25 protein-coding genes are annotated in these 26,507 nt (G+C 42.0%); 12 read left to right on the top strand and 13 right to left on the bottom strand.

Features of this window, described 5'->3' with window-relative positions:
- Positions 1–15: 15 nt before the first annotated feature.
- Positions 16–1,647 carry a DUF6930 domain-containing protein gene (locus tag NLP_RS26390; protein ID WP_104908913.1) on the bottom strand — a complete coding sequence of 544 codons (1,632 nt, stop codon included), beginning with the start codon at positions 1,645–1,647 and terminating at the stop codon, positions 16–18.
- 321 nt (positions 1,648–1,968) lie between these two features.
- Here NLP_RS26390 and NLP_RS26385 point away from each other — a divergent pair, with 321 nt between their 5' ends.
- The 3 genes from NLP_RS26385 (at position 1,969) to NLP_RS26375 (ending at position 3,276) form a co-directional block, all read left to right on the top strand.
- Positions 1,969–2,325: an iron-sulfur cluster assembly accessory protein gene (locus tag NLP_RS26385; protein WP_104908912.1), complete on the top strand. Its 357-nt coding sequence runs from the start codon at positions 1,969–1,971 to the stop codon at positions 2,323–2,325.
- Positions 2,326–2,466: 141 nt separating this feature from the next.
- Positions 2,467–2,889 carry a tetratricopeptide repeat protein gene (locus NLP_RS26380; protein ID WP_104908911.1) on the top strand — a complete coding sequence of 141 codons (423 nt, stop codon included), beginning with the start codon at positions 2,467–2,469 and terminating at the stop codon, positions 2,887–2,889.
- A gap of 141 nt (positions 2,890–3,030) precedes the next feature.
- Positions 3,031–3,276, top strand: a complete 246-nt coding sequence (locus NLP_RS26375; RefSeq protein WP_094352470.1) for a hypothetical protein — start codon at positions 3,031–3,033, stop codon at positions 3,274–3,276.
- 116 nt (positions 3,277–3,392) lie between these two features.
- On the opposite strand, the gene thyD is transcribed toward NLP_RS26375, so the two are convergent.
- Positions 3,393–4,313, bottom strand: a complete 921-nt coding sequence (thyD, locus tag NLP_RS26370; RefSeq protein ID WP_104908910.1) for a thylakoid membrane protein ThyD — start codon at positions 4,311–4,313, stop codon at positions 3,393–3,395.
- 438 nt (positions 4,314–4,751) lie between these two features.
- Here thyD and NLP_RS26365 point away from each other — a divergent pair, with 438 nt between their 5' ends.
- On the top strand, positions 4,752–5,099 hold the full coding sequence (locus NLP_RS26365; RefSeq protein ID WP_104908909.1) for a hypothetical protein: 348 nt from the start codon (positions 4,752–4,754) through the stop codon (positions 5,097–5,099).
- Positions 5,100–5,179: 80 nt separating this feature from the next.
- Here NLP_RS26365 and NLP_RS26360 read toward each other — a convergent pair whose 3' ends face one another.
- The 8 genes from NLP_RS26360 to NLP_RS26325 all read right to left on the bottom strand — a co-directional run bounded on the left by NLP_RS26360 (position 5,180) and on the right by NLP_RS26325 (position 16,069).
- On the bottom strand, positions 5,180–5,671 hold the full coding sequence (locus tag NLP_RS26360) for an FHA domain-containing protein (protein WP_104908908.1): 492 nt from the start codon (positions 5,669–5,671) through the stop codon (positions 5,180–5,182).
- Between the two features lie 676 nt (positions 5,672–6,347).
- Positions 6,348–8,837: a heavy metal translocating P-type ATPase gene (locus tag NLP_RS26355; protein ID WP_104908907.1), complete on the bottom strand. Its 2,490-nt coding sequence runs from the start codon at positions 8,835–8,837 to the stop codon at positions 6,348–6,350.
- A gap of 159 nt (positions 8,838–8,996) precedes the next feature.
- Positions 8,997–9,332, bottom strand: a complete 336-nt coding sequence (locus tag NLP_RS26350; protein WP_104908906.1) for a hypothetical protein — start codon at positions 9,330–9,332, stop codon at positions 8,997–8,999.
- A 107-nt stretch (positions 9,333–9,439) separates the two neighbouring features.
- On the bottom strand, positions 9,440–9,715 hold the full coding sequence (locus NLP_RS26345; protein WP_104908905.1) for a TM2 domain-containing protein: 276 nt from the start codon (positions 9,713–9,715) through the stop codon (positions 9,440–9,442).
- A 797-nt stretch (positions 9,716–10,512) separates the two neighbouring features.
- On the bottom strand, positions 10,513–12,084 hold the full coding sequence (locus NLP_RS26340; protein ID WP_104908904.1) for a CPBP family intramembrane glutamic endopeptidase: 1,572 nt from the start codon (positions 12,082–12,084) through the stop codon (positions 10,513–10,515).
- Positions 12,085–12,365: 281 nt separating this feature from the next.
- On the bottom strand, positions 12,366–12,803 hold the full coding sequence (locus NLP_RS26335; protein WP_104908903.1) for a DUF29 domain-containing protein: 438 nt from the start codon (positions 12,801–12,803) through the stop codon (positions 12,366–12,368).
- A gap of 248 nt (positions 12,804–13,051) precedes the next feature.
- Positions 13,052–13,777, bottom strand: coding sequence for a hypothetical protein (locus tag NLP_RS26330; RefSeq protein WP_234017080.1), 726 nt, complete (start codon positions 13,775–13,777; stop codon positions 13,052–13,054).
- A gap of 363 nt (positions 13,778–14,140) precedes the next feature.
- The gene (locus tag NLP_RS26325; protein ID WP_104908901.1) at positions 14,141–16,069 is read right to left on the bottom strand and encodes an alpha-amylase family glycosyl hydrolase; all 1,929 of its coding nucleotides are present in this window, start codon (positions 16,067–16,069) and stop codon (positions 14,141–14,143) included.
- A gap of 484 nt (positions 16,070–16,553) precedes the next feature.
- Between NLP_RS26325 and NLP_RS26320 the strand changes: the two genes are divergently transcribed.
- Both NLP_RS26320 and NLP_RS26315 read left to right on the top strand, forming a co-directional pair.
- On the top strand, positions 16,554–17,603 hold the full coding sequence (locus NLP_RS26320; RefSeq protein WP_104908900.1) for a hypothetical protein: 1,050 nt from the start codon (positions 16,554–16,556) through the stop codon (positions 17,601–17,603).
- A 31-nt stretch (positions 17,604–17,634) separates the two neighbouring features.
- Positions 17,635–17,886 (top strand): hypothetical protein, encoded by a 252-nt coding sequence (locus tag NLP_RS26315; protein WP_104908899.1) that lies wholly within the window; start codon positions 17,635–17,637, stop codon positions 17,884–17,886.
- Here NLP_RS26315 and NLP_RS26310 read toward each other — a convergent pair.
- Positions 17,857–18,300 (bottom strand): DsbA family oxidoreductase, encoded by a 444-nt coding sequence (locus NLP_RS26310; RefSeq protein ID WP_104908898.1) that lies wholly within the window; start codon positions 18,298–18,300, stop codon positions 17,857–17,859. The two genes, NLP_RS26315 and NLP_RS26310, sit on opposite strands and share 30 nt — an antisense overlap.
- Positions 18,301–18,416: 116 nt before the next feature.
- On the opposite strand from NLP_RS26310, the gene NLP_RS35230 reads away from it, so the two are divergent.
- The 5 genes from NLP_RS35230 (at position 18,417) to NLP_RS26290 (ending at position 22,415) form a co-directional block, all read left to right on the top strand.
- Complete coding sequence (locus tag NLP_RS35230) at positions 18,417–18,656, top strand: LysR family transcriptional regulator (protein WP_234017079.1); 240 nt, start codon at positions 18,417–18,419, stop codon at positions 18,654–18,656.
- Positions 18,635–19,387 (top strand): substrate binding domain-containing protein, encoded by a 753-nt coding sequence (locus NLP_RS26305; protein WP_234017078.1) that lies wholly within the window; start codon positions 18,635–18,637, stop codon positions 19,385–19,387. Before NLP_RS35230 ends, NLP_RS26305 begins: the two co-directional genes overlap by 22 nt.
- 152 nt (positions 19,388–19,539) lie before the next feature.
- On the top strand, positions 19,540–21,330 hold the full coding sequence (locus NLP_RS26300; protein ID WP_104908897.1) for a serine/threonine protein kinase: 1,791 nt from the start codon (positions 19,540–19,542) through the stop codon (positions 21,328–21,330).
- A gap of 112 nt (positions 21,331–21,442) precedes the next feature.
- Positions 21,443–21,616, top strand: a complete 174-nt coding sequence (locus tag NLP_RS26295) for an FAD-dependent oxidoreductase (protein WP_158680539.1) — start codon at positions 21,443–21,445, stop codon at positions 21,614–21,616.
- A gap of 586 nt (positions 21,617–22,202) precedes the next feature.
- Complete coding sequence (locus NLP_RS26290; RefSeq protein WP_104908896.1) at positions 22,203–22,415, top strand: hypothetical protein; 213 nt, start codon at positions 22,203–22,205, stop codon at positions 22,413–22,415.
- Positions 22,416–22,481: 66 nt separating this feature from the next.
- Here the strand turns inward: NLP_RS26290 and ribD are convergent, their stop codons facing one another.
- Positions 22,482–23,699: a bifunctional diaminohydroxyphosphoribosylaminopyrimidine deaminase/5-amino-6-(5-phosphoribosylamino)uracil reductase RibD gene (gene ribD, locus NLP_RS26285; RefSeq protein WP_104908895.1), complete on the bottom strand. Its 1,218-nt coding sequence runs from the start codon at positions 23,697–23,699 to the stop codon at positions 22,482–22,484.
- A 623-nt stretch (positions 23,700–24,322) separates the two neighbouring features.
- Here ribD and NLP_RS26280 point away from each other — a divergent pair.
- A complete protein-coding gene (locus tag NLP_RS26280) occupies positions 24,323–24,637 on the top strand; it encodes a hypothetical protein (RefSeq protein ID WP_234017077.1) in 315 nt (104 codons plus the stop codon).
- Positions 24,638–24,922: 285 nt separating this feature from the next.
- On the opposite strand, the gene NLP_RS26275 is transcribed toward NLP_RS26280, so the two are convergent.
- Positions 24,923–26,254, bottom strand: coding sequence for a serpin family protein (locus NLP_RS26275; RefSeq protein ID WP_104908893.1), 1,332 nt, complete (start codon positions 26,252–26,254; stop codon positions 24,923–24,925).
- Between the last annotated feature and the right edge of the window lie 253 nt (positions 26,255–26,507).

The following is a 26,507-nucleotide window of genomic DNA, read 5'->3' as shown; positions in this document are numbered from 1 at the left end:
CAGTAATTCATGCAATTACTCAAATTTAAGTTGGGGCATAAGTTGGAGAGTGCCAATACCTAAATTTTTTGGTGAAAGCGATCGCCCTTCAAACAAAGCCATCATATCTCGTAACTGAGGATTGCCACGGGAGGCTCCTGTTAGTCCTTTGGCAATGATTAAGCCACAGTAGCCCAAAGTATTTTTACACCGCTGATTCCATTTTTTTCGGGCTTCGACATGGATCGGATCTTCATCTAAAAATTCACCGAATAGGAACAATTCGCCATTTTGAGTTTGCAATAAACCCAGGTCGTAGCGATCGCCATCAAAGGGATCGGCACCTGGATTAAAGCAAATTGCTCTCAATCCACCTGCTGCTTCAATTCTTTCAATTACAGTCTTCGCCTTGGGTCGGGAGGTTTGAATTAAAATCACCGGCAAACCATCACCCACTTGTTTGATTTCACTAGCCTGATGGTAGCTGACCCCCTTTCGTAGAGAATCCAACATTTCCCAGGACACTACACCTAAGCTGAGGAAGGAATCTTCTGGTATCAAGTCATCTCGCAATGATTGGAAATCAAGATTGTCAATCTCGCGATCGTCAATACCAAAGCCTGCCATTTCCTCTAATTCTGCTGCTAACTGCGGCATGGTAGAGACTGTCACAGCTACAGATTTAGTTGATTCTTCTGACTGCGGCAGAGAAATGCGATAGCGACGGCTGAGGGTAGGGAAGATGTCCTCATGAAGTTGGCGACGGCGATCGCGAATAAAGCGACTCAGGCTTTCGATCGCAACCAAGATTACCAATGCTTCTTCGTCATACAAAACAGACCGTAGTCCTTCTAAGGGGTGGATATTACCAAAAGTAGGGTCAATTTCTGATAATGGCAGATCCGCCAAATCATCTTCTTCATCGTCATCTTCATCGGTTTCGTCAATGCTCTCAAAAGTGAGAAACAAGCAATCTTGCTTAAGGAACGCTTCTTCTAGATGCTCTGTTGATTCTTCATCTGTTAGAACTGCGGCACGAAACTGTTTTAAAGACTCTTCTGAGCGATAAAACAAAATCCCATACTCCATTCCCAGCATTCCCATGACTGAGGCGTAAACTGTGCCAACATCCCACTTATTAATCTCGATTGACAAAATTTGCTGTTCTTCCAAAAATTCCCAAGGTGCTGCTTGCCAAATTGCAAATGCTTTCTCTCGCAAGATTTGCGCATACTGTGGGGGTAAGTCAGGGGTTTGACTATCGAGGATATCGGCGAATCCACGAAACAGTTCGTCAATTAAAGGCAGTTCTGGTGCGTAGTCAATAGCGATATCCAAATCTTGTAGCACTCCCCGCAGGTAAAATTGGATCTCACGGTCTTTGACTACAATTCTTTGAGGTCTGGCAGGTCTTGCTGGACTTTGAGGATGCTCCATTGCTTGCATTAAGGTGCGAACTATTGCTTCTGGGCCAATATCTGAAGCTACTACGTCCATTCCTCGAACAACACCTTGGGAATAATCTACCCAAAGAATGCATTCTCCCTTTGCCTCTAAATCTGACTGCTGGTTTGGTGATGACAACGGACGGCGATCGCCCTCCCATACAGAAGGAATTTGAGTTAATTTCTTCAACCGACGACTGGTAGAGCGATTAAAACTTGTCATAGAGATCAAAAGAAGCAATTTGGAAGTAAACTTTGGGGGATAGCTAGCCTCGAATTAAATTTTTATGGCTGCACCTGAAGGATGGTTGCTTCTCAGGCTGCCGCAAGGCTTGAATTTCAAGAATACCGAATGTATAAACACACTGAGTCTCTCAATTCTAGAATAGAAATCTTTGGCTACTTTTGACGGAGTGTTTACAATTTGGCATCTAGTAACATCTAAGCCGCTAGAATGAATACAAAAACACTTAACGAGCAACCCAGAAGCATTAACAAGCCGATATAGGGTAAAGCTTATACTAATTAGGGAGTTGAAAAGCAGATGACACAAGCAATTCAGGCTCAACAACGCGGAATTCTGTTGAGCGAAGCCGCATTGCACCAGGTAAAATCCCTCCGGGACAAGCAAGGCACAGACTTCTGCTTACGGGTAGGAGTACGTCAGGGTGGCTGTTCTGGGATGTCTTACATGATGGATTTTGAAGATACCAGCAAGATCGCCCCTGATGATGAAGTTTTTGACTATGATGGCTTCAAAATTGTCAGCGATCGCAAGAGTCTGTTATATCTCTACGGTTTGATGCTCGATTACAGCGATGCCATGATTGGCGGTGGTTTCCAATTTACTAACCCCAATGCTAATCAAACTTGTGGTTGCGGCAAGTCATTTGGGGTGTAATATTGTCAATTGTCATTTGTCCCTGGTTATTGGACGAAAGACAAATGACAATTGACCCTTCGGGTTCGCCAGTTGCTCATGGGGGAAACCCCCAAGACCGCACTGACTCACCAATGACTAATGACTCATGATTAATTTAATATGACTCAAACAGTTGAATCCCTGTTTGATACAGGTTTAGAACGCTATAAAGCAGGAGAATCAGTAGAATCTTTAATCCCTGTGTTTAAAGAAGTGTGCGATCGCGCTCCTAAAACTAGTGCTGCTTGGGTTTGTTTAGCGTGGTTGTATCTACTCGATAACAAACCCAACTTGGCTTACAAAGCTGGACAGAAGGCAGTCAAGTTAAATCCACAAGATCCCCAGGCTAGAATCAATCTCGCCTTAGCAATGCTGGAAACAAAGCAAAAAGGTTTGCGGGAACATATTGATCTAGCACAACAGTTAATTTTTGTCAATAAAGAATGGAGTGATGAAATAAAAAATAGTATTGAGGACGGTTTAAGTAGAAAACCAGATTGGCAGAGTTTAACAAAAGTCAAAAATTGGCTGTTTGAAAAGTAAAGGATAGGGAGTGGGACAATAGGGACAAAGGAAAAATTATTGAATCAGTTTCTCTCTTGTGTACCTTGTTTCTTGCTAATACCAACTCCCCATTCCCAATTCCCATTCTCCAATCCCCAATCTCCATTCTCCACTCCAATCATGAAAGATAAATTGTTAAATTGGCTAAACATGGTTTTAGTCGCAGATGTTTTTTTGGTTTTGTTTGGCTTTGGCTGGTTAGCGATCGCTGCGATCGGTGATGCCGCAGGAGTAAACCTGGGTTTGGATTTGTGGCATCAACTGTGGCAACCCTTGTTTAACCCAGCAATTGGCATCCTCATGGGCGGTGCCATTCTCAGCGGTATTATCAGTTGGGTTTCCAAAAAATTTCTTTCTAGTCAATAGTCAAAGAATTGGGCATGGGGCAATTCAATTTTGGATTTTGGATTTGAGATTTTGGATTAAATTTCAATCTAAAATCCAAAATCTCAAATCTAAAATTCTTACTCCCCACTCCCTTATTAATTAAGAATTTGTGTTAATGCCGATTGCAAATTAGGATATTTGTACTCAAAGCCTGTTTGCACGGCACGTTTTGGGATAACTTGCTGACCTTCTAAAACTACTATAGCCCCGTCTCCTAAAAGGGCTTCGATCGCAAAACCAGGAACAGGCAACCAAGAAGGTCGATTCATCACTTGTCCCAAAGTTTGGCTTAAATCTGCCATTCGCACTGGGTTAGGAGCAGTGGCATTATATACACCTTCTATTTCCGGTTTAGTTAAAGCTTGCAAAATCAGGTTAACTAAATCGTCTACGTGAATCCATGAGAACCACTGCCGACCACTGCCAATAGGACCACCAGCGAAGAGTTTGAAAGGCGGAATCATTTTACCTAAAGCACCACCATTGCCCAGAACAATCCCAAAACGCAGAATTACCAGTCGTACGCCATCATCTTTTACTTTTGTCGCCTCAGCTTCCCAAGCTTGGCAGACTTGGGCAAGAAAATCGTTACCAGATAGACTGGTTTCATCAAAGGTAGCAGTTTCACTGGTGCCGTAGTAGCCAATCGCCGAAGCGTTAATTAACACAGATGGTTTGGAGTTAGCATTGGCTATTGCTTCAACTATTTTTTGTGTACCTAACTTCCGGCTATTGAGGATTTCTTGTTTCCGTTCTGGTGTCCAACGTCCTTCACCAATAGGTTCTCCTGCCAAATTAACTACGCCATCACAACTAGCGATGACACTTTGCCAAGAACCAGATGCATTTGGTATATAGCCAACAATTTCTACATTAGGGAAAGCCTCAGATGGAAAAACTTTTTGAGCAAAAGTGGTATTCCGAGTTAATACTACTATTTTATGACCTTCTCCGTGTAATCGTTGTACCAAACGACTACCGACAAATCCTGTTGATCCAGTAATTGCGACTTTCATTTTCTACCTCAGCCAAACCTTTATTGTAAAGTTTTTGATCAAACTTTCAGCTTACCAAAGAAGGCAGAGGGCAGGAGGCAGGAGGAAGAAAACATATTTTTTGCCCTCTGCACTTTCTTCTAGATCAAGTAAATTTATTTATGTTCGCGGAGCGTGTCTTAGACAAGAAAGAATAAAATATGTATTTCGAGCGGAAAGTGCCACAAAAAATACTGCGTCCTTATTGAAACCCCGTTCAGCTGACGCTCACGGAACGCCTAAATTTCCTAAATTTATTTATGGGGTTTCCCTCCTGCCTTCTGCCTCTTGCCTTCTGCCTCTTCGTTGACTGGATATCTGGTAGTAGCTGCTCTCAAAAACTTTGATTTTTTAATGACTTTATATTTAGATACTTCGGTATTATAGGATGGACAGAGTGTTGCAAGGCTTGGGGCTATTATGGCTCGCTATACCTGTTCATTTCTTGTTTCTGTTCCTAGTGACCATCTGTTGCCGTTACTTGTAGAACTTCTACAGGACTGTCAGTTGGATATTCAATATCACACAGCCGAATATATTATCGCTCGTGAGGTTCCTGGAAATGTTCCTTTTCCTAAATTAATAACAGTAGAAGTACTGATTGATAAATCAAAATCTACTGAAACAGAAACCCGGATGAGTATTGTGATTAAAAATGAAGAACTACCACTCCACCTAGATAATTACTGCCGACAAATGTTTGAGTTAATCAAGCAAGCTATTGAAAGTAGCCGCCATTGGCATTTGATTGAAAGTATTGCAGGATAGCTTTGGCAATTGAATTCATACTCCCACGGCTTTAAGCCGTGGAAGTGTCAGACTGTGATTGGTAGTTATAATTCACTCTCTTATTCCTCCAAATCCTCGGCCATACCGGGGTTTATTAGTGTAATGTCGTACTCACTCGAATCCGTTTGTCCTAAACGCTGAGTATTTCTTAAAAGGTAATAAATGGCACGTACTTGAGGACCAAAAACGATCTCGTCTTCATTTCTGAGATCGTGGGCTGGTATCTTGCGTCCATTAATCATCAAACCGTTGGAACTAGGTTTACCTTTGGCATCGCCATCTACAATCCGGTAATAGTAGCTATGACTATTATGCTCTCGTGGCAATCTCACTAATGTGGCATGGCGGCGGGAGACAAACTGCGACATTAAACGGATATTACATTCGCGGTCTCTACCAATAGAGTAGACGGGGTGCTCTAGAGAAAATTCTTTGCGACCTTGATCGTCTTCAATAATCAGTAGATGGTTTTCATTGGTTTCTGCTGCCATTGACAAATCGGTGGAACTGTAATTGATTAAGATTTGTTTTGTATCGTATCTTCTTGCCATTTTCGCGCACCATCAGTCTGTGGTGCTAATCTAAATAAGCTTTAAAATTGCATAATACCTTGAAAGAGTAGAACATGGTCCTTCTACTCCAGTAGCTATGATAGCTTTGGTAAGTGTCTCAAAAAGCTTTGTAAACTGGTAAAAGTTGAATACCGACTCAGTTTAACTTTATATGGGATCGAAGAAGAATTCAGAATTTTGAATGAATCAGTGGAGGATACCCTACGGGATCTTGCTACAGACCCGCCACTATAAAAGTGGACTACCAAATTTTCAATTTGGTGGGGGTATTAAACCCGACTATAGCGTTTCCTAAGCAACTGAGGTACACCCAAATCTTGTTTACCAAGGTTAGTAGCTTTGAAAATAGACTTCTTGCATGAATCAAAAGCCCTCACCCTAAATCCCTCTCCCAAGCTTGGGAGAGGGACTTTTAAATTGGCTTCCTTTTTCCCAATTTTGGGAAAAGGGGTTGGAGGATGTAGTAAAATGCCGCAGGGTGGGCGAATTTTGCATTTGTGCAAGAGGTCTAATGTACCTCACCAGGTCGGGAACTGCTATATCCCTCTGCTGCTTTTTCGGTCAGAATACCCTTGTTGTATTCTGACGACTGACTCCTGAATTCTGTTTTGATAGCTAAATTTGTGGTGGCAAATTGGACGTGTCAAGGAGTATTCTACGGGCGATGAGCGAATCGCCGTAATAATATTGAGTTGGTGACGACGCTAACAGAGCTAAAAGCCATTAATGCAGCAGCACTAGATGGGTTAAGCACAAAACCCAGACTAGGGAATAAAACACCTGCTGCTAAAGGAATGCCAAGTGTATTATATGCAAAAGCCCAAAATAAATTTTGGCGGATTTTGTTGAAGGTGGCACGACTAAGCTGAATAGATTCGACGACATCGTTTAGGCGATCGCGCATTAGAATAATTTCAGCAGTTTCCATCGCCACATCTGTCCCGGAGTGTAAAGCAATTCCGACATCTGCTTGGGATAAAGCTGGAGCATCATTGATTCCATCTCCGACCATTGCGACAACTGAGTGGGGAGTTTTCTTTGTCTCCTTGTCTCCTTGTCCCCTTGTCACTTCTAACTGGAGAGACTGTATTGCCGCTGCTTTTTTAGCTGGGGGAACACCTGCGATTACATCAGCGCTATCTAATCCTAATTGTTTGGCTATGGCACTAGCTGCTTCTTGGCGATCGCCACTGAGCAACATTACCCGTAAGCCCATCTGACGCAACTTGTCTACAGTGGATCGGGCATCCGATCTGAGGGTATCAGAAACACCAATTAGTCCGGCTAAAGTTCCTCCAATTGCGACGCAAACGACTGTTTTACCATCTGTTGCCAAATCCTGTGCTACCTGTTGTGCGGTTTCGTTAATGGCAATGCCGTGCCAACTCAACCATTCCCAGTTACCCAACAATACAACTTTGTCCTCTACTACAGCAGATACCCCTAGCCCTGGTTCCGTGTGAAAGTCTACAGCCTCTGGAATAGATAACTGTTGCTGCTGTGCTTCTTGCTGAATCGCTTTTGCTAGGGGATGGTGAGTACCGCTTTCTACAGCTGCTGCTAGTTGGATTAGGGAGTGGGATTCACTACTCCCTATTCCCCATTGCCCCTTATCCCCAGAGGGGGCCCCGAGTTCCCCATTCCCCATTTCCTCAATTAACAGACAATCTGTGACGATGGGATTACCTGTGGTGAGAGTGCCAGTTTTATCAAATACTACGGTATCTAACTGGTGTACTCTTTCTAAAACGTCGCCACCTTTGATTAACAAACCTCGTTCTGCGCCCATAGCAGTTCCAACAAGAATGGCTGTTGGTGTGGCAAGTCCCAAAGCACAGGGACAGGCGACTACCATAACTGCGATCGCTAGTTTTAAACTTATTAATAGGGAAGAGTGGGGAGTTGGGAGTGAGGAGTGGTGAGCGTGGCTGATCATTTCCATGCCACCAGACATGGTAATATCAGTCCAAATATGAGTGCCGAAAAAGTACCAAAAGACAAATGTTAAGACAGATGCTGTCAGCACACCATAGGTAAAGTAACCAGCTACTGTATCTGCTAATTTCTGTACTGGGGCTTTCCGAGTTTGGGCGGCTTCTACTAGGGCGACAATTTGAGCTAGAGTTGTATCACTTCCAGTCCGGGTTGCTTGAATAGCGATCGCTCCTGACTGGTTTAGCGTCCCTCCTGTCACCGTATCTCCTGGTTTCTTGATTACTGGCACTGCTTCTCCAGTTAGCATTGATTCATCAACCGTTGTTTGACCAACCACCACTTCACCATCAACGGGGATTTTATCACCTGGCAGCACTTGTAAGCATTCACCTACACGCACCTGTTCAGCAGGAATCTCAACACTAGAAGAACCCATTCCGGCTTTCTCTGGGTTGGCAATCAATCGCGCTAAGAGTGGCTGGAGTGCTAGCAATTTCCTAAATGCAGCAGCCGCGCGACCTCTAGCTTGTTGCTCTAATGTCCTTCCTAAGAGAATGAAGCCCAGCATCATTACTGGTTCGTCAAAGAAGCACTCCCAACCCAATTGAGGAAAAAGCAGCGCTACTAAACTAGCAATGTAGGCTGTCAGCGTTCCTAATCCCACCAGGGTATTCATGTTAGGCGCATTTCGCCGCCAGCCCAGCCAGCCATCTACTAAAATTGGGCGACCGGGAATTAATAGCGCTACTGTCGCCAGTCCACAGTGAAACCAGATGTTATTTAGCACTGGCAGCACTGAGCTACCAAGATTACCAAAATGTCCACTTCCCGACAATATCAGCAACACCGCAGCGATCGCCAACTGCCATAGAGAAGAACGCATTTCTCGGCGTTGTCGTTCTGCTGGGTTTGGTAAGGTCGATATTTCGCCTGCTACTGTGCCATTAGCTTTTCGGGGTTGAGTCGGGAATCCAACGGCTGTTAATCGCTGTGCCAGTGCATCTGCATCTATTGCACCAACTTCTGACTCTACAACTGCTACCTCTGTGGCCAGGTTCACACAGGCACTCTTGACACCTGGATGTTGGGTCAGCTGTCGCTCTACTGCGTTCACACACCCAGCACACTTCATACCCCCAACATCTAGAATAATCTTCTCTAGGATTGGGTCAAGTTCTAGGGCTGGCTTAGTTTTCGGGACAAGTTGCATGGCTTGTGTTTAGATTCGCTACAGAAATTCAACGCCTGACTAAAAGCGTCTCTAATTCGAGCGTAGGCGAAATATGGAACTATGACTCAATGTCAACCATATTAAAATTATTAATTTATCGTACTTGGTTGAGCATTAAGACTATCGCTGCACTTTCATTCAACGTTCCAAGTTCCCAGATTTATCTGTAGAGTTCTGAATTTCGAATTTTAAATTTGGAATTTTTAATTCCCCTACAGGGGGTTGACAAATCCAACGTCGATAAGTGACATAAATAATAGCTACCACCTGTATTGGTGCGATCGCAATCAGGTTTTTTAAGAAATAGTTGATTTCTAAATGAGACATAACAGTAAAATATCCTAAGCCTAACAAGAAGAACATTGCCCAGTTAAGCTGTTTAGGTTTGAGAATAAGCATATCAATAAAAATAAATACAAAAGGTAGAAGTGCTGTATAACTTCTGCTAAAGGTAAAGGGTGAAGCGGAAGGCAAAAAGGATGTTGCTTTTGTCGCTGCCCTTTATCCCCACGCTTTTGCTGCAATCCTCAGCTTGGAAGCTTATGTTAGCCTCTGCTTCCAGTAAGAAGGCTATTTTTGTACTAGAACCAGCCCTGCTTCTTTTCAAAATAGGTATTTACAAATCCTTCAGGGGATTTATTTAAGTAGATCATGCCTTCAATTAAACCTACAAGTTGCATAATTAACAAAGCAACCCCGTAGGTGAAAGAACCCCCAACTATAGAAATCACTAACATAATAAAGCCTTCCGAAGCGTATCCTAGAATAAACTTATGAACCCCAAACGCTCCCAGGATAATCCCACAGTAACCAGCTAGAAGTTGTTTGGTAGGGTGGCTGGGGTTGAGATTTGCCATATAAGTGCTGCTCCTTGATAAGTGAGTATAAAAATAAAGTCTTTATTGTAATGGAAGCAAATACATTTACTTGCTTAATAAATAGATTTTTAATTTTTTCAGTACAATTAAGTCCCAAGACGAATAACTAAAATCAGCTTCTATTCCAGAGGAGACGCCAAGATGTCTTGCAGTATATGCCGATCTGGCGCTCCTTGTGACTTTTGGTGGATTTGACGATCGCAAACCCTGATGCAGCAGTTGATTTTTCGCTCAGGCGTTTATCTTGAGCAGAATCAATCTTAAATAATCAGCAAAAGCTGCTACATACACCACTTTTTACAAGTCCATCAGTATTATTTCCGGATTCTTTTGCGACGCCGAATAGCCCGCCCTTAGAAATTGCTTTCAGCAGGCGTGAAACGCTATTGCACCAATGACAAGACAACTGTGTGGCTAGTGGGAATCTAGAAGAAGCGCAAAAGGCATCTTCGATATCTTTCTAACCGCTTTTTAGTTACCGATCGTACTTCCATGAGCGCAAACCGGAATTGCATTCCAATTTATGACAGCTAAAAATGGTTCAAGAAGACAATTAACATCTTGAAAATGGCTAAAATCTACCCGAATGAGAATAAATGCTTAACTAGATAGTTTGTTGTCTATGTTAATAGCATTCTTTAATTTGCTTTTGCCATTATCTTAATTGGCTTTTCAGCTAGTATTTATGCTTATAACCAATTATTACTAGTAAATTGTCTCTACTTATGAAGATAAAATCAGATATTTTTGGTTTTGGCAACAGTATTTCATTTGTTTTAATTGCTACCTAAAACAAACAAGCTTAAGAGTGTACCACTATTCCAAAGACTGTGGAGGAGCATCGGAGCGAGGAGATTGCGCGATCGCGTGTAAACTACTCCCAAAACAATGCCCAATGCGGTTAGGGGCAGAATTTCCGATAAGCTGAGGTGAGCGATCGCAAACAACAAACTACTGATCAGAATCGATCCCCACACGGGTAAGTAACGAGTTAGAGAGGGTAACAAAAAACCGCGAAATAGGATTTCTTCAAAAAATGGAGCGGCGATCGCAGCTGTAGAGAAAAATATGCCTAATGCTACACCATCTTGGCTTTCTAGCGCTAGTTGCAACAAAGGATTACTACCACCCTGTCCTTGCCATAGCTGCTGATTAATCAAAGATACCACCACAACTACAGGTAAAGCCGTGCAATAGCCTCCCAGTCCCCACAAAAACCAGTTATCTTGAAAACGGAAGCGAAACCAGAATTCCGGTAGTGGAAAAAAGCGCTTGAGAGAGAAATACAGCACTAACAGCGCACCTAATGCCACTAAGAAGTAACTAACCAACACAGAAAACGCCTGAAGTCGCACATCCACAATGGGACGCGGGATGGGTAGCAGTGATATTACCAAGGGCACAAAAATTTGCCCCATAAAGAAAAAGCCGATGATAAAAACCTGCAAAACCGTTTCACCACCCCAAGGCGTTGACCAAGGGATATCAGCATTTTGAGCTAATAAAGAGGCTTTTCCTTTCAACAAGCGTTGAGCAAATAATAAAATCAGCAGTATGAGACCAATTAAAGCTGCCAAAGTGGGAATAGTGCCAATAACCGCCAATTTCACCACTGCTTGAGCAGAAGATTCTTGTTGTGCAGCTTTTACTGCTGATAATGCGTCTTGTCGTTGCTGGAGTTGGTATAACTTAACTAAAGCAGTAGAGCGAAACCAACCTTCTAAATTCTTTTGAATTGGTTCTTGAGCATTTTGGAGGATACGCGGAGGATTGCTCCACAGTCCAGTCAATACAGCGGCGGTTTCCCCAAATGGATTAATATCTGAGCGTTGTTGTAATTCGCTCCAAGTATTGAAGGCTGTATCCGTCTGTCCTTGCTGTGCTTGTAAAATTCCCAAGCGCAGGTCTAATTCAGCCAGTAATTTTTGTAACTGCTTAAAAGACTGTTGTAACTGTTGCTGTCCCTGTTTAGACGTTTCAATAGTGGGAGGAGCGTCCGGTAGAGGTTTCGGAGGTGTGGGAGTTATTTCAGCTTGAGAGCGTAATTGTGCAAGTTTGTTGTTAACTTTGTCTAAGTTAGCTTGAACTGATTGACGCGCCTCCTGATACTGCTTTGTAGCGCTTTCTAGGGGTTGCTCACCAAGTATTGCTTCTCGAATTCCTTGGAGTTTGTCATCACCGCTATCTTCTGATTGCCAAGCTTGAGCTTGTAAAGCAATATTTGTTTGGTATAGTTCCAGGCGACTTTGAAATTGAGGTTCTTGCCAACTACCGAATAAAGCCGAAACTGCCAACAGAACTGCTATCGGCGTCATCACAAAAAATAAAACCAACCGCTTGAGTGTCATTTATCCCCCTTTAACTGACCAGTGGAGAGCGCGTCCCCCTTGGGAATTATCGCAATAAAAAGTCAGAGGTGGATAGATATCATCAATATTATAAGTTTGCGATGAATGTGCGATGCCTGCGGTTTTTGCTAGCCTATGCACCCACGATGTTAAATTACAGTAGTGTTCCCCCACCTTGAGGAAGCTGATAATCTTTGTTTTGAGCGATGAATCACTCACTACGAACTAGGATTTTATTTTATGTTTAATTATGCCTACTTACTGAGTTTCAGCAGTCTAACTTAGAAGAATTTAGGATCGAGAAGTTGTTCCATAGTGAAAGGACACTCAAGGGGAAAAGTTTCTATTGGCTTTTGAGTCTCATTTGCGGCATCTCGACGAGCGCGGCGATAATATTTTTGTATCCACTCCCAGTCTTCTAGAAGGCGCTCCAAACTGGGAGTATCTTCCAAGCAATCTTGAATTTGATTTCGGCAGTTTGAGATTGTGTTAACCCAACTTTTGGTTTTTCGCTCTGGTTGATATTGGGATTTGAGTAAGTGCATTAAAAGCACCTGTAAATAACTTCCAAGTTCCTTTTGTTCGCTCCGACCCAAAGCCTCTAGTTCTTCTACCAAATGTTCAACATCTAACTCAGCCCAGCGTCCTTTCTTCAGGCACTCAGCTTGTTGCTGCGTCCACACCAGAAAGTCCTGATTGTAGAGTGTTGCTTTACTCATCAATAGTTACTCCTTTGTTTTCAGCAACATTTTGGCTGACTCAGTTTTCCTGCTATCAAACCTCTGGGTGTCATTCTAGCAAATAGCAAGAAATAAAGCCTAACCACCTAAATCAAAAAGCTTAACTTTTACAGCTTCAATAAAGTATTTTTTCAACAAAGAATAGAATTTTTGATTTGGCTTATTTTTAGATTAATTATTCTACTTAGTATCTAAAAAAAGCTTTAGATTTACATAAATTATTATCCTTATTGCCTCCTAACAAAAATTGTGTAACTAGGTAAATGTGAGGCATCCGTTTGAGTTTTGACAAGTCGCCAGTCATTATCTATATATAAATGCTCAAATACTTGAGAAGTTGCTAAAGACATTTTTTCAAAGTCATTAGTATCATTCATCTCTGAATTTTCTAGTTTGAAAGCTTTAGGTAAAACTAATTTTGAGGTATTCAGTTTTACTTTGTTGTTAAGTAAATTAGTAAACCAGTTGTAGACTGATTCTAAAGTTAGAGGAACTTCTCTATTTTTAAAAGCCTGAAATCTATCAATGTTTTGAAGATACCATTTACCATTTTGAACTCCATATTTCTGGATTACCATGAAATCATAAGCTGGTAATCTTGATTGAAAATTGTGGGATAAAGACGGCTCTTTTCCCATTATATAGCGAGCTACACTGGCACAGTAACTATCATGCTGAAAAATTTGGAAGGACTGCTCTTGTATTCTTTTCGGTAAACTTTCATGAAAGGATATAGTAGACCAGATTGGTGTCCAAACACCCACTAAAAGCCGTAGTTGCTCTGTAACACTGAAAACAGGATTCTGTTGGCTCAATTTTATAAAATAGGGAAGTAATTCAGTTTTATAAAAATAGATTTCCTCATTTAAAGCTTCTGGCTTTCGACCTTGAACTCGTGCCAAAATTTCATTTTTAAACTTTATTTTTTTTGGAACAGTTAATTGATTTTTCACTAAGAGGTCGAACATTACTATTTACCTTTTTCTCGTTTTTTTAGATGACTTGGTAAGTATTAAAAACTTTGCCCCTCTTTTCAAGGGTTATTAGGTATTTATCTGCTTGATATTATCCATTTTCACTCCCAAAATGGTGTGATTCAGATCACTGGAAACTAAAATATATTGAAGAAGCATTTAGAAATCAGAGTATTACAGACATAGACGTGTAGCGGCTGACCGTAGGATACGAGAAGCGCTATCAATTCACAAAAAATGAAGTGCAAAGGATGAAAATTTTACTCCTTTGCACTTCATTTTTTATCTGAAATTTCTACGATTCTCTTCCTGATGTGCAGGTATCATATCAAATCATAAACTCTAAGACTCGCGTCCCGATGCCCAAGTATCACGCCATTTGACAGTACCTTCTTTGGCAATCACCCAGCGGCGATTTACGAGATTTTCGCGCAGAGGCGATCGCCCTTCCCGCCACATGGCATATTTATAAGCAATCAGCTGACCAGTACTTTCATCAAAGGGAATCTCAGCAAACCAAGTATTGGTGTTGATATACTCTAGGGGATAGGCTTTGCTGATATCCCAGTTACCTAACTCTGGGCAATCTCCTGTCACCACAACGATTTCACCAGGTTTGGTCTCCACGCCATTGAGTTGGACGCGGACAATTGTTTGTGCTTTTATCCGTTCGCCAACGTGGCTGAAAACAATTGCTCCCCTTTCTTCTAGTACTAGGTCATAAATCTTGCCATCTTTTACCTCATACTTATTGCGAGTCACCACGCAGGTATGTTCTCCATCGGGCAATTCTGTTTCTACTTCTGGTAAAGTAACTTCTCCTCCCCGATTTAAAGCTACAAAACACGCAGAGTCGCGATAGCGGCGTAAATAGCAGTAAACATCCGGTGTTAAGTATTTTTGCCAATGGCTACCCATTGACACGGCTGGATTCAGTCGTCGTAAGCCAGACAGCAGCCTGATGCAACGATAAATCTCACTCTCAGTATCCCAACTTTCCATCATTGGGCGGTTATATGGGTCGTTACCGCCATCAGTGTCGTTATGCAGATACTGTTCTGTGCCGTAATAGATGCAGGGAATACCGCGACAGGTCATAATTAAGACGATCGCAACCTTCAGCATCGCTGGATCGGAGTTCAGCGATTGGAAACGGCACATATCATGGTTATCGATGAAGGTAACTAGCTCTGTTGCCCCGTTGTAGCGATAATCCTGATCAAAAATATATTGAATTGTTTGGAATCCCATTTCTGAACCTTGTCCCAGTGCAGCGCGAATTGCCACGCACAACCCAAAGTCTAGAAGTGTCATGCCTGAGTGGTTAACAAATTCCACCGAGAGATCGTCACTAGGATTACTGTAAATCCACTCACCAAAAATAAATACATCTGGTTTGTGATTGCTCATATCGCCAGTGAATTCTTGCCAAAACCAAATCGGCATGTGCTTGACAGTATCGACGCGCAGTGCATCGACACCCCGATCTAGCCATTGTTTAATTGCTGACTTAATATACTCTCGATATTCAGTATTGTTCTCATTGAAGGTTGCTAGACCAGATAGTTCACAGTTCTGTACTTGCCAATCGTCTTCCCAGTTTTGCACTTCGCCATAGTGGTGATACCAATTATTAGCATCATCATTAAAGTCAGCAATTTTTACACCATCATCATACAATTCACCTTTACTACCGCTGGTATCAGGTGTACTATGGTTGCAGACAATATCCAGCACTAGCTTCATATTGCGCTTGTGCAGTTCTGTAATTAACCGATCGAAGGTTGTATTTTTTTCTTCTTGAGTAGCGTTTAAAGAAGGGTTGTCCCCGTCAGCAATGTATCGAGGATTAAGCCGTTTAAAGTCTTTTGTCCAATAGCCATGTATTGCTGCATTGCCAACAAATAACTCTTCAACCTGCTCAAACAGTGGAGTTAGCCAAAGAGCGGTAACTCCCATATTTTTGAGATAATCTAATTTATCAATGACACCTTGCAAGTCGCCACCCCAGTACTTACCCCAATCTTGTCTAGTTGAATCATACAATTCTGAGTTTGCACCCTCGCTGTTATCTTGATCGCCATCATAAAAGCGATCGACTACGAGAAAATAAATTGTTTCCTGACGAAATTCAATATCTCTGGTGTAAAGGAACTCTAGAGCAATCTCAATATCTAACTGCGGTTCTTGTATAAGAGCTTCTACATTTTCTTTTGCAGGATCTACTTTATATTGATCTGGTGAAAACTGAGATGGTGGGGTTTGTACCATAAAAAACTCAAAATTTCATGTAATTCAATTCACTACTTGTAGAACCAACAGTACAACGTTTCAAGTATTGTGTGTCACTACAAACTTCGGTATTCTGACATCCTGCCTACGGTGTAGGTATCTATCGCTAGCTAGTTTATAATTCTATCGATAGATATAATTCATCTGCTGGAGGATAAAAATAAAGGGGTATAGGAGTTATTTAGGATAATTGCTCGGTCACAAAAATTTACAATATTTAATTAAATTGACTTGCGGTAAATATTGAGCCTAGCTAGTGTTTAAGTGTATATTCAAGAACAGATTTAAGAATACCTCAACTCCTCGAAGATTAGTTGTCAACAAGGTTTTGTTACACCTTAGCAATACTGAGTCAACCACGTATAAGCTAACTTTTTCTCTAGAAGATTCGCTCCATTGGTAAACTGACCATTGTCACTTTCAATCTGTTATTACTATCAAGGAATTAATTTAGGTAGCATTTATGACCAAATATGACAAGGTTTTTAACTCACCAAAGACATCAGAGGAATCACTAAGTCCAGAGGAAGCAGTGGCGGCGATCGCAACTGTCACTGCGATCGCAGATTCATTGATTGAAGAGGTAGATGCAGAAAGTTTAGCGGGTATCCTCTGGGAATTCGAGGTTTTTGAAGAATACTCAGAAGATGAAATTGCAGAAATAGTTGATAGACTCATCTCCATTGCAGAAGAAGAGGGAATTGGGCCCCTGTTTAATGCCGCCAAAGTATCTCTCTCAGATGAATTAGTGCTAGATGGTTTTGCTGCTGGGGTAATAGTGCTTTTAGACGATGAACTGGCCATTCCCAAACCAAAACAAGCCTACCTGAAAAAGTTACAAGCAGCCTTAGAACTTGAGGATGAAGAAGCAGAGGAAATCATCAAGGAGGTAATTGCAGCTTTTAAAGAAGCAGAAGATGAATATGCAGACGACGATGATGATGAAACAGTGGTCATCGAAGATTTTAGCGAACAGACATATCAATCTCCTTTAAGTAATTTTACCGTGCCGATTCCGGTCGATCCGCAGCAGGGCGGTAGAATTCAAAGCCAGGAAGGAGTAGTTGGCTTTTCTGATGATATCGGTACTTTGCTGAGAATCGATTATTATCCTTTCCCCTTAGAACAGTTAGAGGAATTGGAGTCTGTTGGACAAGAAGAATATTTACAAACAATTTTAGTAGACAAGTATATACCCCAAGCGATTTTTGCCAATGTACCAGATGCTTCTGTGGAGTATACCGAATATCTGAAAGATACTTTGCGAGGTGCTTACTACGTGTTAATTGATATGCCTAAAGGTTCCACAATTTCTAAGCAAGAAAATAATGGAACTGCGATCAGATTAGATGCGTACCGGGGCTTGCTCACCTTTATCAATGGGGAATTTTTGTATATAGTTAGTAGTCAGCACAGCTTTATTAACGGTGAAACTCCCGATTCTGTTGAGGAAGAGGCTGAAGATATCAAGGACAGTATTTTAGAGTTTGTTGAGACTATAGAGTTCACTTAGTAAAGCTTTGGGTAAAAGCGTAGCGTTTTGAATGCAAGCCAATGCATTAACAATGCAAGTCAATGCATTAACAATGCAAGTCAATGCATTAACAATGCAAGTCAATGCATTAACAATGCAAGTCAATGCATTAACAATGCAAGCCAACGCATTGACAATGCAAGCCAACGCATTAACAATGCAAGCCAACGCATTAACAATGCAAGCCAACGCATCAGGATTGCAGAGTCTTGCAAATTTAATTCGCTACGAATTACAGATGCAGTGCTGCCAAAGTTGCTAGTGGCTCAACATCGCTAATGTTTCGACCTTCTGTGAAATAGGCATTGAAAATGCGGACAGCCATCTCAGTCGCTTTGCCCTGATTGCCTGCAAACCAGGTCAATCGATGTGCTTTCAGGGTGTTGGGCGTGACGGCCATCAGGTCGTAGCGGAAGTTAATATTATCAGCTTGTGTTGCCTGCACCGTTTTTGCGTCCAATCCTTGTGAGTATTCCCAACTGCCAAATTTGCCAGTGCGATAGGCTTTACGATCCATTCCGGCTGCTGGCATTTGCGGATTTAGCTCAAAGGGAAACCAGAGGTATTCAATCTCAACAGCAGAATTTAGTTGGGCGATCGCTTGATTCAACCGCGTTTCTGCGACCAAACACCAAGGACAAATGAAATCAGAAGTAATTGCGATCGTCAGCGTCATCGTTGCCTCCTTTGGGACTGTTCTGCAACTGTTGATAGTTTCACTTTAATCTCATTTGAAAAGAATGTTAATGTACTAAATACGCTAAATACCTTTGCGTTTTTTGCAATAATCAGTTGCGGAGGGATGCGATGGATCAACTGGCAGCGATGCGATCGTTTGTCAAAGTCGTAGAAACTGGTGGCTTTTCTGAAACTGCACGGCAGTTAGAGTTAGCCGTCTCCTCGGTGACGCGCCAAATCAATTCCCTGGAAGCGATGCTGAACACTCAGTTACTCAACCGCTCCACGCGCAGCATCACGCTCACACTACAGGGGCAGAAGTACTACGAGCCGTGCAAATTCTGCAAGATGTAGAAGAAGCTAACCTTTGTGTTATGGAACAGGGTGATATTCCGCACGGCACTTTGCGAATCAGTCTGCCTGTGACGTTTGGGCGGCTGCACATTGCTCCGATTTTGAGCGATTTTCTGATTCAGTACCCAGAGGTGAAACTCGACCTCCAACTGAGCGATGGACTCGCAAATCTGGCAGAAGCCGATTTAGATGTGGTCATCCGCATCGGCAACCTCGATCGCTCCAATGCCAATCTAATGCTTCGCAAACTCGCGAACTACCATCGGCTGGTCTGCGGTAGCCCAGCCTATTTTAAGCAACAGGGTAAACCGAGTCATCCGAACGACTTAACTCAGCACAATTGTTTGCTGTTTGCTTATTCCACAAATCATCAAATCTGGCGCTTCCAACGTGAGACAGAAGTGTGTGAAGTTAAAGTGAGTGGATCTCTAGTGGCAAACCATTCGGAGGTGTTGCGTCAAGTTTGTTTAAATGGCAGTGGTTTGGTCTTGATGCCAACCTGGTTGATCGGTGAAGATATTAAAGCTGGACGATTGCAGCCAGTGTTGTCTGATTTTCAAATTTCTCCACAAACCGATCGAGATACAGGCGTTTATGCATTATATTTACCCAATCGTAAGCACTCGCGACGCGTTCAAGTGTTTATGGATTTCCTGATTCAGCAATTTGGCAATCCGCCCTACTGGGAGACAGAAAGTTTGGCTTGTGGCACTTTCCACTCAGACAGTTGACTTGAGCATCCTTGTATTCCCCCATTAGCTACACGCGTTCTCAATTCAGTGTCTATAACTCATCAACTGATCTGATGTACATTTGGAAAGGGCGATGTCTGACGACAAGCCCAGAGCCGAAATGTCTCCGGTGTCTACGCTTGTAATTTTTCATGACAATAACCCTGCTAAACAATCGCTATCAAATTATCCAGGTAATCGGCGCTGGTGGTTTTGGAGAAACCTTTCTAGCAGAAGATGTCCACATGCCTTCTCGCCGTCGCTGTGTAATCAAGCAACTAAAACCGATAATTAATAATGACCCGCAAACCTACCAACTTATCCAACAACGGTTTGAACGGGAAGCAGCAACCTTAGAGTATTTGGGTGAAAGTAGTCACCAAATTCCGAAACTCTACGCCTATTTTTCTGAGAACGGGCAGTTTTACCTCGTCCAAGAATGGATTCATGGTCAAACCCTGAAGAAAATTGTTGAAGCCAAAGGATTTGAGAGTGAAACTGCTGTTCGGCAAATTCTCTTGAGTCTGCTTTCAGTTTTAGATTATGTTCACAGTAAAGGCATTATTCACCGGGATATCAAGCCAGATAACATTATTTTGCGTCCTGCTGATGGCAATCCAGTTTTGATTGATTTTGGTGCAGTCAAAGAAACAATCCGTTCTGTAGTGAATTCTCCAGGATACCCCACGCGATCGCTTGTCATTGGTACGCCCGGATATATGCCTAGCGAACAAGCCGTTGGCCGCCCAGTTTACGCCACTGATATCTACAGCTTGGGTTTAACGGCGATTTATCTGCTGACTGGTAAACACCCGCAAGAATTGCTAACCGATCTGAAAACTGGGGAAATACTTTGGCTTCAGTTCGCCCCTAACGTCTCTTCCCAATTGGCGGCGGTACTCAATCAGGCAATTAAGCCTCATGCTGGCGATCGCTACAGCACTGCCAGTAAAATGCTATATGCCTTGCAGTCAGCTGCAAGTACTTCCACAGTCAGTTTTTCTCCCACTGCTACCTCGACTCGACAAACCCAGCCATTATATTCCCCACAAAAAAATTCTGCGATTCCAGGGTCTTCCACTTCTGGAAACTGGCAAAAATCTGCTGTGATTGTTGGTAGTTTGCTCATCGGTGGCTTGATTGGTGCGGTAGCAATTCCTAGCATCATTCGTCAGCAACAACCAGAAACAACGATTGGCACAAATCCCACGCCATCGCCAGAATCTTTTCCAACTTCTGCATCTACCGAACCGCCCGTTTCCTCCCAAACTTCTCCAGTCCCACTTATGCCTAGCTCATCACCACGACAGCGACCAACCTTTAATCCTCCAGTTGTACCCATAGCACAGCCAGAAAAAGAGCCTGTCACTTTAGATACTCCAGCACCGATAGCAGTATCCACACCACAGCCAGAACCAAAGAATGAGGCCGCAGTTCCCAAACCAGAAGTTCCTTCCACACCACAAAACAGCGATCGGTCGCCTAGCAAATTAGCTACCACTAGCCAAAGCGTTCCCGCATTTGCTACAGGTACATCAAGAAGTGACGTAGAAGCGACCCTCGGCAAACCAAATCAAGATTTAAGAGGCGCATGGGGTAAGACTCGTGCTGTCGTTTACAAATTAGTGCCCAACAAAATTGACCTTGGCTACTTATTCGATCGTAATTCTAAAGTGCTACGCCAAACTGAGGTATCTTTTGCCCAATCAGTAGACCCACAGATAATGGAGACTACCTTAGATGGAATGTTAGGAGGGCAAACCACTAAAGAAATTAAGCAGGGACTCAAACAGGTACAACAGCGTCAATCGGATAATTTTAGTTTTACGAATGGCTCAGTCAAAGGCCAAATTATTCGTCAAGAATGTGATTTTATTTACATTAGTATTTGGGATGCAGATTTACATAATTTTGTGAATCCATCTACAGCCAAACAATGTTAATGTCCTGAGAAACATTGTTCTTAAAAGTTAGATTTTAAATTTAGCTACTATGCAGCTTACTTGTTCGCTACTCCATAAATTGAGCAACAGATGTAGAAAGGAAAAATTGTAAATGAGTGAATACATAGAAACAGTAATTGTCGGAGGTGGACAAGCTGGACTTTCAATTAGCTACTACTTGACCCAGGAAGGTTGTCAACATATTGTTCTTGAGCGATCACCTCAAGCGAGTAATGCTTGGCGCAATCAGCGTTGGGACTCGTTTACTCTCGTGTGTCGGTCTTAGATAGTGATGGCTATCCGATTCACAAGCGTGGTTTCACAAATTATCCGGGACTTTATTTACTAGGTCTACCCTGGCTGCACACCGTGAAGTCTGGGCTTCTGTTGGGTGTTGGAGAGGATGCGGCCTTCATTGCATCAAAGATTGTGGCTCAAGAGCAGAATAGGTAATTTTGGATTAGTAAAGCAGGATAAATTTGAGTGTGTTGTTTGACAATAAAATGGCTTTCGCAGGATTTTGTATTTTATAAGACAATTCAGTATTCAATATAGTCCATCAAAAACGGGCTTTACTTGGGGTATAATCAACACAATTTCGGTATTTTAAAACACAAAAACCCAGTTTTGAGAATTTAGTGTATTTGCTTTCTAGGTTTTGCAACTTAACACACGAAAATATATCTTTCCCATGTCCAATGCCCAATATCCGTTTTCAAACTGAGTTTCAAATTCTTAATCTTCATAAAGTTATAAATACCATTATTAAGTTTTTAATAATACTTGTCTCAGCTTCTACATTCATGTCGTAAATTGCGATTGGAATTGTGTAATCTGAAGACAGCAAAGCTAAATTATTCAATTGAGGTCTGATGACTCCTACAATTATGCGTCAGCTTTGGTCAGTGGTTGAAACCGCGCAAGCCAAGCTCCTTTTACAACTGGATGATGCTAGCTTGGTGCAGTGGTTAGTGAAACAAACCGAAACGCAAGTGTTGTTAGATTCTAACGAAACTGATTTTCTTAGCCACTACATTCAATCTCGACTAGCTCTTATACGTGATATTGCCCATGAACGCCAGTGATCGCGATGCCTACGGCGGGCTACGCCAACGCAAAATCAAGATAAATAGATCGATCGTCAAGTGTTATTACTGTTGACTATTAGCTTTTGGGGAAAAATAACCTTCTACTAAGCAGTCAGAGCCGACTACACGCCAACGAACGCGTTCTAAAGACAACGCCTCAGTCATGGTAGTAAAACCTAAATCGCCCACAGGTGTGGGAGCAATACTACCACCAATGATTTTTGGGGCAATAAATGCCAAAACTTTTTGCACTGCTCCTTGAGCGATCGCACTAGCAGCTAAGGTACCACCACACTCCCACAGCACGCTACAAAAACCTCGTTCATATAAGTACGCCATTGCCTTATCCGGTGTAAGTGATGTTAATTCCACCACCTCCACACCCTGTTTGAGTAACAGTTGTTGAAAATCGGGGTTAGCACCCATCTGTGTCAACACCAAAGTTGGAGCATCCGCAGTTTGCCACAGATGGGCACTTTCCGGTAAGTTGAGATGGCGACTCATCACCACCCGCAAGGGATTATGTGCCTCCACCTGATGACTGGTTAAGTAAGGATTATCTTGTCGGACTGTATTACCGCCGACAATTATCGCATCACAAGCCGCCCGCATTAGATGCACTTCACTGCGGGCTTCTTGACTTGTTACCCAAGCGCTATGACCAGAGGTAGTAGCAATTTTGCCATCTAAAGTCATGGCATATTTTAAAATTCCCAAAGGTCGCTTGTAGAGGATGCGATGGACAAAAGCTTCATTTAGCTGACGACAGGCTGACTCTTCTACTCCTACCAACACTTCGATCCCCGCCGCCCGTAAACGGGCGATACCACCTCCAGCTACCAGTGGATTGGGGTCAACCATACCCACTACTACTTTTGCCACCCCTGCTTGGATCAATCCTTCCGAACAAGGGGGAGTGCGCCCGTAGTGGTTGCAAGGTTCGAGGCTGACATAGATTGTTGCACCACGAGAGCGATCGCCTGCTGCTTTTAAAGCAAACACTTCTGCATGAGGCTCACCTGCGCGAGGATGAAATCCTTCACCGACAATCTCGCCATCCTTGACAATCACCGCTCCCACTAACGGATTTGGCGAAGTACGCCCTAAAGCACGGCGAGCCAGTTCCAAACACCGCAGCATCATGCGAGAGTCAAAGTCACTTCCTACCTTTTGCTTCGGTGGTGAATTCGAGCCAGCTGCTGACTCCACTATTCGTGTATTTTCCTGAGTGTAATTTGGTAAAGATGCATCTGCTTGAGCGACCACTGGGGAATTATCCATAATTTTAGGCAATACTGTAAATATTCTGCACGCGATTGCGCAGCCTCTCCACAAAAGAATCGCGCTTTGCTCCTGATAATTAAACAGTAATATCTAGGCGCTATTATTGGCTATCTCAACTTACATGAGTCTGTAATATTCACACTTACAGTTCAGGGTAACTGAAAGTTTGAGACATTTCAAAACCCTTCATTTGGATGAAGGGTTAATAGCATCAGGTCAGAGGAATTATTTTATACAATTCCTGGAACAGTAGGTTTATGACTTTACGCATGAGCTTGCCTTGGATGTGCTTACCACCTAGCGGGACTTAAACATTTTTGAAGCAAAAACAAGCCTCAAACCCATACGCGGCAAGGAAAATACACTAAAGGCTCAAAAATGCTTGAAACCCAGATATATCAACAAACCAAGCAAACCGATGTCCAAATCTCTCTGTATATACATTTGAGGCTTTTTTCTAGCTACTTTTTGTCTAAGTCCCACTACTTGAAGAGAGTTCAAAGTTATTACCTAATTTTATATTTAAAGAATTATTACAACGCCAACAGCAGGTAGTAGATATTAATCCAGATAGTTTAATTGCCGTTAGCTGTCAGATAGCAGAGGCAGAAGTCGATGATTTGGGATTTGATTTAAATATCGAAGTATATTTTGTAGTTGGAGATACAAAAGGTCAAAACCATTTTCGGGCTAATCAAATAGTCCTTTGGTCGAATATATGGGGTGATGAAGAACAGCCTTTTGATTTAGAAGATGAACTAGGAGAACAATTCTGGACAAGTTATCAAATTCAGTTGCTTTTTGACGAAAAAGAGCAGCAAACACTTGAACTTGAACTATCACAAACATATGATTATGCCGCAAAATTAGAATTTTTCCCATCACTAAAAATATCTTCACCATCCATAGTTACCTTTACAGATAATGACTTCTAAAAATTATTATCTACACATACAGTGATGTAAATTAATCATTTAAACCTCATCTATGTTGAGAACCGTAGTTTTTGCCCTCACCCTAAATCCCTCTCCCAAGTAGGGAGAGGGACTTCTTTCCGGCTCCCCTTCTCCCAATATTGGGAGAAGGGGCTGGGGGATGAGGGTTTTTCTATTCATACAGAACTACGGTTTTCAACGTGGACGCAGTTTATATTCACTGAGTATTTGATTTTTTGGAAGTTCCCTTTTAACAAGATCGAGTCTTCAATCCATCCTATATCCTCATTGTGGCTCGATGATTGAACCCATAAACAAAATATTTCCCGTCTGATTATCTCTAATGGCACAGAAGAAGGGACGATCGACAATCATTCGGAATGGTTCTGGTTCTTGTCTCAAAGATGTTGCTACTATTCCCACTGAAGTAGCGGCAGCCGCTTCAGTGCCTTCTTCATTTACTTCAACAAAAGTTTTATGCTTAACTTGGCTAATAGCAAAGTTTTTACCCATGCCAGAAAAATTGGCTTTGTTGGTGAAAGCCTCCCCCATACCTAAAGTTTTTAAAGCATCATTGAGTGTAATATCGTAATCTGTTTTGAAGCGGGGTAGGCGAATAAACCCTTTTTGATTGTTGAACTGAGTCATCCATTTTTCCCAATTATCAATATTCAAGTTTTGATAAAACGCTTTGAGGTTAGAATTATTTTTGGGTAGGAATATATAAAAAATTATCTTACCATCTTTACCATAAGGTAAACTAACTGCTTGAAATTTTTCGCTTTCATAGTATCTATAATCACCCTCTTGTGACATCATTGGGTGTTGTTTTTGCCTGTTAGATGTGATGTAAAAAGGGTATGGAGCAGTTTGCTTTTTGTCAAACTCTTTACTCCAATTACCTTTAAAATATATGGCATTAATCAGAAATAACACCTGATCTGGTTCAATTTTTTCAACGATCTTAGTGATTTTGCCGTTAGTATTTTCTTTGACCCAGTTATTGATAATACTAGATGCAGCGGCATCTTTAAAGTTTAAATTGCTGACTTTGGCTTGATAGAAGTCCTGGGTTCTATTGATAAAGTCTGGCGCAAAGCTAACATCTTGATTTGCCCAAAGTGAGTTAGCAATTTTCAATTGCACTTTCGTATCTGAATTATCTAAAAGCTGTTTTAATACCGCCGCGTAAGAAGAGTTGATTTCTGGTAGATCCATCCCCTGTAATTCCAGGGTTTTTGCCATTGCTTGTTGAGTCGAGCCGCTAGCGCCGTTGTAAGTCATAGCAAGAGCGATCGCAACACTCGATGGTGAGATAAAAATATTTTTCTCACCCCGATCGTTTTTCAGAACTTCTGAAAATAGTTTAAAGCCAAACTTATTGCTAGACTCAACGATTTTTGTATCAGTGTTGGCTGTTTTTTTTTGCAATGGAGTTTCTGGCTGAGGTAAACTAGATTGGGCAAGGGCACTTTTATTACTATCGACTTGAGAACACCCTAATACACTGAATAAAACAACACTTGCAGCAGCCAGGGCATAACGTCTGCCCAGACTAACACCATAACGTCTTTGCAGGAAATTTTCTTTCGCATCACTCAATTTCTGCCGATTCATTCTGCTACCTCACTTGCCAAAGATTCCCGATCTGTGCTCAGAGTTGACGCAGATACTGTGTCAATGACTAACTATTGCATTTACTCCAATGCAAAAATGAGACTGTTACAGTTTTCGTAACAGCAAATTAATAGCTTAGAGGAATTAAACACAACTTGTGGAGTTGCTAATTCCTTATTGAGAAGGCTATACAGACGAGTTATAAAAAATTTCCATTTTTAAGAATTTTTATCTTTACGTATAAACGTATTGT

It is taken from the genome of Nostoc sp. 'Lobaria pulmonaria (5183) cyanobiont', assembly GCF_002949795.1.
Lineage (GTDB): Bacteria > Cyanobacteriota > Cyanobacteriia > Cyanobacteriales > Nostocaceae > Nostoc.
The sequence above is the reverse complement of the archived record's forward strand: the minus strand, read 5'-3'. Positions and strand labels throughout refer to the sequence as shown.

Excerpts from the sequence above, each read along its gene's own strand:
- NLP_RS26390 (WP_104908913.1), bottom strand. The coding sequence starts at position 1,647 with ATGACAAGTTTTAATCGCTCTACCAGTCGTCGGTTGAAGAAATTAACT.
- NLP_RS26385 (WP_104908912.1), top strand. The coding sequence starts at position 1,969 with ATGACACAAGCAATTCAGGCTCAACAACGCGGAATTCTGTTGAGCGAA.
- NLP_RS26380 (WP_104908911.1), top strand. The coding sequence starts at position 2,467 with ATGACTCAAACAGTTGAATCCCTGTTTGATACAGGTTTAGAACGCTAT.
- NLP_RS26375 (WP_094352470.1), top strand. The coding sequence starts at position 3,031 with ATGAAAGATAAATTGTTAAATTGGCTAAACATGGTTTTAGTCGCAGAT.
- thyD (WP_104908910.1), bottom strand. The coding sequence starts at position 4,313 with ATGAAAGTCGCAATTACTGGATCAACAGGATTTGTCGGTAGTCGTTTG.
- NLP_RS26365 (WP_104908909.1), top strand. The coding sequence starts at position 4,752 with ATGGCTCGCTATACCTGTTCATTTCTTGTTTCTGTTCCTAGTGACCAT.
- NLP_RS26360 (WP_104908908.1), bottom strand. The coding sequence starts at position 5,671 with ATGGCAAGAAGATACGATACAAAACAAATCTTAATCAATTACAGTTCC.
- NLP_RS26355 (WP_104908907.1), bottom strand. The coding sequence starts at position 8,837 with ATGCAACTTGTCCCGAAAACTAAGCCAGCCCTAGAACTTGACCCAATC.
- NLP_RS26345 (WP_104908905.1), bottom strand. The coding sequence starts at position 9,715 with ATGGCAAATCTCAACCCCAGCCACCCTACCAAACAACTTCTAGCTGGT.
- NLP_RS26340 (WP_104908904.1), bottom strand. The coding sequence starts at position 12,084 with ATGACACTCAAGCGGTTGGTTTTATTTTTTGTGATGACGCCGATAGCA.
- NLP_RS26335 (WP_104908903.1), bottom strand. The coding sequence starts at position 12,803 with ATGAGTAAAGCAACACTCTACAATCAGGACTTTCTGGTGTGGACGCAG.
- NLP_RS26325 (WP_104908901.1), bottom strand. The coding sequence starts at position 16,069 with ATGGTACAAACCCCACCATCTCAGTTTTCACCAGATCAATATAAAGTA.
- NLP_RS26320 (WP_104908900.1), top strand. The coding sequence starts at position 16,554 with ATGACCAAATATGACAAGGTTTTTAACTCACCAAAGACATCAGAGGAA.
- NLP_RS26315 (WP_104908899.1), top strand. The coding sequence starts at position 17,635 with ATGCAAGCCAATGCATTAACAATGCAAGTCAATGCATTAACAATGCAA.
- NLP_RS26310 (WP_104908898.1), bottom strand. The coding sequence starts at position 18,300 with ATGACGCTGACGATCGCAATTACTTCTGATTTCATTTGTCCTTGGTGT.
- NLP_RS26300 (WP_104908897.1), top strand. The coding sequence starts at position 19,540 with ATGACAATAACCCTGCTAAACAATCGCTATCAAATTATCCAGGTAATC.
- NLP_RS26295 (WP_158680539.1), top strand. The coding sequence starts at position 21,443 with ATGAGTGAATACATAGAAACAGTAATTGTCGGAGGTGGACAAGCTGGA.
- NLP_RS26290 (WP_104908896.1), top strand. The coding sequence starts at position 22,203 with ATGACTCCTACAATTATGCGTCAGCTTTGGTCAGTGGTTGAAACCGCG.
- ribD (WP_104908895.1), bottom strand. The coding sequence starts at position 23,699 with ATGGATAATTCCCCAGTGGTCGCTCAAGCAGATGCATCTTTACCAAAT.
- NLP_RS26275 (WP_104908893.1), bottom strand. The coding sequence starts at position 26,254 with ATGAATCGGCAGAAATTGAGTGATGCGAAAGAAAATTTCCTGCAAAGA.